The following is an 8,740-nucleotide window of genomic DNA, read 5'->3' on the forward strand; positions in this document are numbered from 1 at the left end:
CTGGGGCGTCGCTCGCGGCACGGGGCCGGAGAGCACAGTGGCGATACGGGCCTGGAGAGCACCGTGCCGCGAGCGACGTCAGGCGGCGGCAGAGCCCGGCTCCGCCGGGCGGGAGCCGCTGCCGGCCAGGGGCGCCCGCGGACAGGGCTGTCACGGCTGTGGCGCTATACGGAGGGACGTCGGGGACGTCTCACGATCGTGCTCGCGCTCGCCGGCGTCTCGGCCGCGGCGCCCGTCGTCGGATGGCACGTGGTGGGCGACGCGATCGACAACGGCATCCGCGCCGGGAACGACGGGCGCCTCGTCCGCGACGTCGTCGCATACGTCGTGATCGGCGTGGTGGCATGGCTGCTCGGCACCGCGACGTGGCTGATGCTCGCGGGCATCGGGCAGCGGATGGTGCTCGAGCTGCGCCGCGACCTGTTCGAGCATCTCACCTCGCTGTCGCTGCGCTACTTCTCCGAGCAGAAGGCGGGGTGGATCATCGCGCGCCTGACGAGCGACGTCGACGCGCTCTCCGACGTGCTCAACCAGGGGCTGACGACGCTCGTCGTCAACACGCTGACGCTCGTCGCCGCCGTCGGCGGGCTCTTCCTGCTCGACTGGCGGCTCGGCCTGGTGGCGCTGCTCGTCCTGCCGCCCGGGATGCTCGTCACGCGCTGGTTCCAACGGCGGTCGCACGCGGCGTTCTCCGACGTCCGCACGCGGATCGCCGCGGTCACCGCCCAGCTCGCCGAGTCCGTGTCGGGAATGGCCGTGGTGCAGGCGTTCAACCGCGAGCGGGCCTTCCAGCGCGACTTCGAAGAGCTGAACGAGGCCAACCGTGTCTCGAACACGTACGCGCAGAAGCTCTCGTCGGTGTTCTTCCCCGCGATCGAGCTGCTCGGTGTCGTGGCGCAGGTGGCGGTGCTCTACGCGGGGGCGCAGATGATCGACGGCGGGTCGCTCGAGATCGGGACGCTGATCGCAGCCGTCGGCCTGCTCTCGCTCGTCTTCCAGCCGCTGCAGGAGCTCTCGGAGCTGTACGGCCAGGTGCAGGCCGCCAGCGCGGCGATGGGGAAGATCTCGACGGTGCTCGACGCCGAGCACGACATCACGGACAAGCCCGGCGCGCGAGACCTGGGCAGGATCGAGGGCAGGCTCGAGCTCGACCGGGTCGTGTTCGCCTACGGCGAAGAGCCGGTCATCCACGGGCTGGAGCTGGAGATCCCGGCGGGCGGGTGCATCGCGCTCGTCGGCGAGTCCGGTGGAGGAAAGTCGACGACCGCGAAGCTCATGGCGCGCTTCTACGACCCGAACGAAGGCGTCGTGCGCGTCGACGGCACAGACCTGCGCGATGTCCGGCTGCGCTCGTACCGGCGGCAGCTCGGGGTCGTCCTGCAGGATCCGTTCCTGTTCAGCGGCACGATCGCCGACAACATTCGCTTCGGGCGCCCCGACGCGACCGACGAGGAGATCGCCGACGCCGCCCGCGCGATCGGCGTCGATCGCGTCGCTGCGCGGTTCGAGGAGGGGATCGACCACGTCGTCCGCGAAGGCGGTGCGGGCCTCTCGGCGGGCGAGCGCCAGCTGATCTCGATCGCGCGCGCGCTCGTCGCCGATCCGCGCGTCCTGATCCTCGACGAGGCGACCTCGAACATCGATCGGCCGACCGAGGTGCTGATCGAGCGCGCGTTCGACACGCTCCTCCGAGGCCGCACGTCGATCATCATCGCCCACCGCCTGACCACCGTCCGCCGCGCCGACGAGATCCTCGTGATGGAGCGCGGGCGCATCACCCAACGAGGGACGTACGACGAGCTGATCGCGACGGAGGGGCCGTTCCGCCGCCTCGCCACGACGCTCCAGGGCGCCGCCGTCCGCCGCGTGGCCTGACGGCGCCGGCGTGCTTCAGAGGACGAACGTCTCGTCGCGGATGATCGGCGTCGCGGAGCCGTCCTCCCCGAGACCGTCGACCTCGACGCCCGGGCCGCCGATCATGAAGTCGGTGTGGACGGGCGAGACGTTGACGCCGATCGCGATCAGCTCGTCGCTCCCGAGCCCGTCGGCGCCGTCGACGGCGAACGGGAGCCCCGCACCGTACGCGATGTGGCAGCTCGCGTTCTCGTCGAAGAGCGTGTTGTTGAAGACGAGCCCCGTCTGGCGAACCCGCGACGAGCCGTCGACCAGCGCGAGCTCGCCGAGGAACGGCGCCTGCGCGTCGCTGTCGAGCTGAGTGCGGATCACGTCGGCGCCGTCACCCTCGGCGCGCACGTCGACGACCTTCCCACCCTCGAAACGCACCTCGAGGCCCTCGACCCGCGCCCCGACGCCGGGCACGACGAGCGGGTACGTCGAGCGCACGACCCCCTCCGTGCGACGCAGGTCCGGGGTCGTGAAGACCTCTTCCGTCGGCAGGTTCGGGATGTGCTTGATGCCGGCTTCCGTCTCGAACGTCGCGCACATCCAGCGCGACGCCTCGAGCAGGCCGACGACGAGATCGGTGCCCGGGCCGCGAAAGCGCACGGCGTCGAAACCGGCGGCGTTGAGCGCCGCGGCGCGCTCGTCGAGCAACGCAGCATGGGCTTGCCAGGCGGCGACCGGGTCGTCCTCATCCAGGCGAAGCGTCGTCGCGACAGCGTCCCAGAGGCGTTCGACGTCCTGCTCTCCGAGCACCACCTCGGCCCACCCTGCGTTGGGTGCCGGGGCAATCACCCAGTTGACGAGCTGCCCGGTGACGAGCGGCAGGTACAGGGCCCTGATGTCCGCCGGATCCGCCTTCGCGACGAGGACCTGATCGAGTCCCGCGAATAGGTCCGGCTCCGGCTCACCGGCCAGCTGGATGATCGCGGGGCGGGTCTCTTCCCAGCGGCGAGCCCAGTCGAGGACGTGGTCGGCAGTCCGCCCGAGCTCCTCTTCCGGGCCGAGCTCGATCGCCGCCTTCCGCACGTGGAGGTCGGTGATGTGCGTGTCCACGCGCCGGGCGCCCGCGCGCAGGGCGGCACGGGCGACCGCCCGCGCGATGGGTACGTGCTCGACGAGGTACACGAGCACGACGTCCTGTCCGGGCTGGACGTTCGCGCCGACGCGCACCACGAGGTCGGCAAACCGCTCCAGGCGCTCATCCGGGGTCATGACGGCCGATCCGATCGCGGCGGGCGCTCGACGGTCACGCCCTCCAGCGGGAGCGCCGTGTCACTCGCCCCAGTCGAAGTCGCGCGAGCGGCCCCAGAGGCCGTCGTCGAGCGCGGCGCCCTCGGCCGTCTCGTCCTCGCCGGGCCACGGCAGCGCGGGAGCCGGCTCGGGAGCCTCGGCTCCATCGAGAGTCTCCTCGAGGCGCGCCTGCTCCTCGGACTTGAACAACGGGTGGTTCTCGAACGGGTCCTCGACCGAGTACCTGTCGAGCGGCATGTTGCCGTCGAGTGCGGCGTTCCGCTGCTTGAGGTCGAGATGCTCCTGGATCGCGCGGGCGAGGGACGATGCGTCATCCGCGCCGGGCGCGTCCTCGGTGAACGGGTTGTCGCGAATGCTTGTCTCTAACGCCATTGGCTCTCCGCTGTCGGGGACGGGACTGTGCTGGGCCACGGCGCAGTGTAGCCATGCCGATCGGCCGCACCCGGTCTCCTCGCGTCGCTCAGGCCCCCTCCGACGGTGCCCCGAGCGCGACCCTGACGATGCGATCCTGCTCGCGCTGGTGCGCGGTCGGGTAGCCCTCGCTGGGGCTCGCTTTCCACGTGCGACCGACGTAGTGGACGGTCTCGGCGGTGCTCGTGCGGACCGTCTGCTCGAGGCGATGGCGGATCGACCGCCACGGTCCCATGTTCTGCGGCTCCTCCTGCGCCCAGACGACCTCACGGAGGCGCGGATACCGGGCGAGGAGCGTCTCCACCGCCTCGACGGGGAACGGATAGAGCTGCTCCAGTCGTGCGACCGCGACACCCCCGGCCGTGCCGTGCAGGTCGTGCCCGACGATGTCGTAGTAGAGCTTCCCGGAGCAGAGCACGAGCCGCTCCACGGCGTCGTGACCGGCCGTCGGGTCGTCCAGAACGGCCTCGAAACGCCCTCCCGAGAGCTCCTCCAGGGTCGACGACGCCTGCTTCAGCCGCAGAAGGCCCTTCGGGGTCATCACGACGAGGGGACGCGCGACGGCGTCGAGGGCCTGGCGCCGCAGGAGGTGGAAGAACTGCGCCGCGGTCGTGCAGTTGGCGACCCGGATGTTGTCCTGGGCACCGAGCTGGAGGAACCGCTCGAGGCGTGCGCTCGAGTGCTCGGGCCCGTTGCCCTCGTAGCCGTGCGGCAGAAGCAGCGTCAGGCGGGACGTCTGGTTCCACTTCGATCGACCGGCGACCATGAACTGATCGATCACGACCTGGGCGCCGTTGACGAAGTCGCCGAACTGGGCCTCCCAGAGGACGAGGGCGTCGGGGGCGGCCACCGAGTATCCGTACTCGAAGCCGAGCGCCGCGAACTCCGAGAGAGGGGAGTTGTAGACCTCGAAGGACGCGTTCGCGCCGGGGAGGTTCTGGATCGGCGTCACGGTCTCCCCGGTGTCGGGCTCGTGCAGGACGAGGTGGCGATGGGAGAACGTCCCGCGCTCCGTGTCCTGACCGGTGAGGCGGATCGGGATCCCCTCCTCGAGCAGCGAGGCGAAGGCGAGCGCCTCGGACTGGCCCCAGTCGATCCCGCCGCTTTCGAGGGTCTCGCGGCGGCGCTCGAGCTGGCGGAGGAGCTTCTGGTTGACGGTGAATCCGTCGGGCACCTCGAGCAGCTGCTCGTTGAGCGCGTGCAGACGCTCCGCCGGCACCGCCGTCTCCACTACCTCGCCGGTGCCGATCGTCGCAGCCGGCTCGGCCGGCGGCGCGGGCGGCTCGGCGATCGTGGCCCGCAGCCGCTCGTGCGCGACGCGCAGAGTCGCCACGACCTCCTCGACGATGCGATCGGCGTCCTCGGCCGAGAGGACGCCCTCCTCGACGAGCCGCGCGGCGTACCGCTCCCGCACCGTCGGCTGGGCATGGATCCGCTCGACCATGAGCGGCTGCGTGTACGCGGCCTCGTCCTGCTCGTTGTGCCCGAAGCGCCGATAGCCGACCAGGTCGACGAGGAAGTCGTGGCCGAACTCCGCCCGATACGCGAGCGCGAGCCGCACCGCGCTCAGGGCGGCCTCGGGATCGTCGGCGTTGACGTGCACGATCGGGATGTCGAAGCCCTTCGCGAGGTCGCTCGAGTACCGGGTCGAGCGGCTCTCCGTCGGGTTCGTCGTGAACCCGACCTGGTTGTTGGTGATCACGTGCAGCGTGCCGCCGGTCGAGTACCCCTCGAGGCTCTGCAGGTTGAGGGTCTCCGCGACGACGCCCTGTCCGGGGAACGCGGCGTCGCCGTGGATCAGGACCGGCACCGCCACGCTCGGATCGTGGAGCCCGGCGCCGCCGGAGCGGTCTGTCTGCTCCGCCCGCGTCCATCCTTCGACCACCGGGTCGACGGCCTCGAGATGGCTGGGGTTGGGCGCGATCGTGACCTCGATCTCGCCGGCGGCCGTGACCCGTGTCCCCGACGCTGGCAGGTGGTACTTGACGTCGCCGCTCCCTCCCTCGGGGTCGACGACGAGCGCATCGTGCGACCGCTCGCCCTCGAACTCCCGGAGAACAGACTCGTACGAGCGGCCGACGGTGTGGACGAGCGCGTTGAGCCGTCCCCGGTGGGCCATGCCGACCACGATCTCGTGGGCGCCGGCCTCGGCTCCGAGCTCGATCGACTCGTCGAGCATCGGGATGAGCACGTCGAGCCCCTCGAGCGAGAACTGCTTCTGCCCGAGGAAGGAGCGCCTCAGGTACTGCTCGAAGCCCTCCACCTGCGACAACCGCCGCAGTAGCGCCGTGCGCTGCTCGGGCGTGAACTCGACGCGGAACCGGCCGGACTCGATTGCCTTGCGGAGCCACACGCGCTCCGCATGGTCGGAGATGTGCTCGATCTCGTACGCGCTCGAGCCCGTGTAGACCTCGCGGAGGCGCGGCAGAGCCTCGAGCAGCGTCTCACCCGGGACATAGAGCCTCAGCAAGCCCGCGGGGATGCGCGCCTGGAGCTCGGGCGTCAGCGGTGGCACGAGGCGTGTCTCGTCCAGCGCGGGGTCGCCCATCGGCTCCGAGCCGAGCGGGTCGAGGCGCGCGGCGAGATGACCGTGCATCCGGTAGGCCTTGACGAGCGCCATCGCCGCCGCCACGGCGGCAAGGAGGCTCACGTCCTCCAGGTCGGAGGGCGGCGCCTCGACCGGGACCGCCTGCGAGGGGGTTTCGGGTGGATGGCGCGGCGATGGAGCTGGTGCGGCGCCCGGCACCGCGCTCGCCGTGGCAACCGCCGCAGGCTGCGGCCGGCTCGCGATGGGCGCCGCCGCGGCGGAAGGTGCGGCAGGCGCTCCGTTGCCCGAGGGGCCCTGAGGTTCCGCCGGGCGCTCGGGCTCGCCGTCGGCGGCTTCGAAGATCCGACGCCACTCGGGCGGGACGCTCGCAGGGGCGTCGAGAAAGTCCTCGTAGAGCTGCGCGACGTAGGCTGCGTTGGGACCGGTCAGGTCGGTCGCTCCCATCGCGGTGTGTTGTAGCACCGCGGTCGGCGCCGCCAGAGGAAGCGGACGCTAGAGCAGCGGGCCGTCGGTGATCACGGCGACCGCCATCCCGACGACCCAGGCGAGCGCGCCGAAGAGTGCCGCCTTGAGCGCGAGCGACTGGAATCTCGCGCTCATCCGCGCGGCCACGAGGGCGGCGATGATCGCGACGGGGACGACGCGCGCGGGGCGGGCGTCGAGCTGGAGCAGGAGCCCGAGGCCCATGCCGATGCCCGAGAGGACGATCGAGGCGACCGCCAGGAGCCCTGCGATGGTGTCCGCCGCCGACAGCCGGTCGGAGCGTGCTTCGTCGACCGAGCTCACCTGCGAGCCTCACCCCGTGCCGGGTGCGGTCGCGGGACGACCCGCGTACGCCGTCCGCGACGGTCGTCGACGCGTGGCCCGCTCCGCGGCGGCCGCGACCGGCCGACGGGCCCCACCGGGGTGTCCGGGACGCGGACCCCGGTCGGGGGCTGCTCCTCCCGCGGCTCGGCGCGAATCGCCCACCAGACCACCATGCAGAGGTAGACGATCGGGATCTTGAGCAGGACGAGCATGAAGATGGCCTCCCAGACCATGCGTTCGAGTCTACGCCATGGGCGCGCCGGGCCCGACCCGCGTCCGACAGGGAGTCGCGCACGCACGGCGAACAAGGCTGTTTGCGACACCTTCACACCGCCCTTACGCGGTCGGGCTACCGTGCCCGCTTCCCCGATCCCGCCCAAGGAGGTTCCCGTGCGATCCATCCCCCGCCTGCTCTTCCTCGCCAGTCTCGCTGCGGCTCTGCTCGTCCCGGCCGCCACCGCCGCCGACCGGATGTGGGTCGGCTTCCACGACGACCCGATGCTGCGCTGGGACGACACCCGCGTGGATGCGATGGACAGGGCACGCGGCAACGAGGCGTCCATCCTGCGGACGATCGTCGAGTGGCCGAAGGTCGCGCCGACCCGCCCGGCCCGCGCCAGTGACCCGTTCGATCCGGCGTACCAGTTCGGCGACGTGGACGAGTTCATCCGGAACGCGCAGCAGCGCGGGCTCGAGGTGCTGATCACGCTGTGGGGGACTCCGCAATGGGCGAACGGCGGCCAGAAGCCGCAGGCGATGCCCCGCAGGCTGGCGGACTTCCAGAACTTCGCGCGCGCCGTCGCGACGCGCTACTCCGGCCGTTTCGCCGGCTATCCGTTCGTTCGCTTCTACACGATCTGGAACGAGTCCAACCTCGCCACCTTCCTGGTGCCGCAGTTCGACAACAAGGGCCGGATCGTCAGCCCCCGGAACTACGCCAAGCTCGCCAAGGCGGGGATCGCGGGCATCAAGGCCGGCAACAAGCGCGCACTCGTCGCGATCGGAGAGACGTCGTCGAACGGCCGCGACAAGCAGCGGCCGCGCCTGACCGACACGGTCGCCCCGGCGACGTTCATGAAGGGCGTCGCGGCGGCCTGGGGGAAGGTGAGGTTCGACGCCTGGGCACAGCATCCCTATCCGTTCCCGGTCAACCAGAAGCCCACGCAACTCGTCCGCTACCCGAACGTCACGCTCAAGAGCTTCCCGCGGTTCGAGAAGGATCTGGACGCGGCGTTCAAGCGCAAGAACATCCCGATCTGGATCACCGAGTACGGCAACGAGACGAGGCCCGGCGAGCCGAAGGGCGTGACCGAGGCGCAGCAGGCGGCCTACATCCCGCAGGCGCTCGCGATGGCCCGCAAGGACGCGCGGGTCGGCATGTTCATCTGGTTCGTCATGCAGGACTCGCAGGGCAGCCTCTGGCAGAGCGGCATCTACCGGAACGACGGCTCGGCGAAGCGTGCGCAGCCGCGGTTCGGCCGCGCGGCGAGGCCGCTGAGCCCGATCGACGGCAAGGTGAACGTCAGGGGCGGCAGCCGGAACCCGAAGATCACCGTCTACCTGCGCGAGTACTGCGCGAACAACCCCGTCGGCACGGTCGTGGGCTACACGGTCCGGGCCTTCCAGGGCCGCAGGCTGATGACCGTCAGGCAGGGCACTGCCGCCCTCGGCACCGACTGCACGATCCCCGTCCGGGTGACGGGGCTCAGGGTCGCGAAGAAGAAGTCCTACCGCGTGACCGTGGACGCGAACACGGCCACGACGGCCTCCATCGTGCGGACGCTCACGGTCGCCGGCGCCTAGGCGCTCGTCGTGCGGGGG

At 71.1% G+C, this 8,740-nt stretch carries 7 protein-coding genes; 2 read left to right on the forward strand and 5 right to left on the reverse strand.

Going from position 1 to position 8,740, the window contains the following annotated elements:
• The first annotated feature begins 198 nt into the window (after nucleotides 1-198).
• On the forward strand, nucleotides 199-1,875 hold the full coding sequence (locus VFO26_RS03785; protein ID WP_325113547.1) for an ABC transporter ATP-binding protein: 1,677 nt from the start codon (nucleotides 199-201) through the stop codon (nucleotides 1,873-1,875).
• A 15-nt stretch (nucleotides 1,876-1,890) separates the two neighbouring features.
• Here the strand turns inward: VFO26_RS03785 and VFO26_RS03790 are convergent, their stop codons facing one another.
• From VFO26_RS03790 to VFO26_RS03810, 5 genes are all read right to left on the reverse strand, one after another.
• Nucleotides 1,891-3,114: an aminopeptidase gene (locus VFO26_RS03790; protein ID WP_325113548.1), complete on the reverse strand. Its 1,224-nt coding sequence runs from the start codon at nucleotides 3,112-3,114 to the stop codon at nucleotides 1,891-1,893.
• Between the two features lie 60 nt (nucleotides 3,115-3,174).
• The gene (locus tag VFO26_RS03795) at nucleotides 3,175-3,525 is read right to left on the reverse strand and encodes a hypothetical protein (RefSeq protein ID WP_325113549.1); all 351 of its coding nucleotides are present in this window, start codon (nucleotides 3,523-3,525) and stop codon (nucleotides 3,175-3,177) included.
• 88 nt (nucleotides 3,526-3,613) lie between these two features.
• Nucleotides 3,614-6,556 carry a 2-oxoglutarate dehydrogenase E1 component gene (locus tag VFO26_RS03800; protein ID WP_325113550.1) on the reverse strand — a complete coding sequence of 981 codons (2,943 nt, stop codon included), beginning with the start codon at nucleotides 6,554-6,556 and terminating at the stop codon, nucleotides 3,614-3,616.
• Between the two features lie 48 nt (nucleotides 6,557-6,604).
• Complete coding sequence (locus VFO26_RS03805) at nucleotides 6,605-6,898, reverse strand: hypothetical protein (RefSeq protein WP_325113551.1); 294 nt, start codon at nucleotides 6,896-6,898, stop codon at nucleotides 6,605-6,607.
• On the reverse strand, nucleotides 6,895-7,152 hold the full coding sequence (locus tag VFO26_RS03810; protein WP_325113552.1) for a hypothetical protein: 258 nt from the start codon (nucleotides 7,150-7,152) through the stop codon (nucleotides 6,895-6,897). The genes VFO26_RS03805 and VFO26_RS03810 overlap by 4 nt, the downstream gene beginning before the upstream one ends.
• A 157-nt stretch (nucleotides 7,153-7,309) precedes the next feature.
• Here VFO26_RS03810 and VFO26_RS03815 point away from each other — a divergent pair, with 157 nt between their 5' ends.
• Nucleotides 7,310-8,722, forward strand: a complete 1,413-nt coding sequence (locus VFO26_RS03815) for a cellulase family glycosylhydrolase (RefSeq protein ID WP_325113553.1) — start codon at nucleotides 7,310-7,312, stop codon at nucleotides 8,720-8,722.
• The last annotated feature ends 18 nt before the right edge of the window (nucleotides 8,723-8,740 follow it).

Source organism: Gaiella sp. (assembly GCF_035710885.1).
Taxonomy (GTDB): domain Bacteria; phylum Actinomycetota; class Thermoleophilia; order Gaiellales; family Gaiellaceae; genus Gaiella.

Coding starts and splice junctions, on each gene's coding strand:
- VFO26_RS03790 (WP_325113548.1), bottom strand. CDS start 3,114: ATGACCCCGGATGAGCGCCTGGAGCGGTTTGCCGACCTCGTGGTGCGC.
- VFO26_RS03795 (WP_325113549.1), bottom strand. CDS start 3,525: ATGGCGTTAGAGACAAGCATTCGCGACAACCCGTTCACCGAGGACGCG.
- VFO26_RS03800 (WP_325113550.1), bottom strand. CDS start 6,556: ATGGGAGCGACCGACCTGACCGGTCCCAACGCAGCCTACGTCGCGCAG.
- VFO26_RS03810 (WP_325113552.1), bottom strand. CDS start 7,152: ATGGTCTGGGAGGCCATCTTCATGCTCGTCCTGCTCAAGATCCCGATC.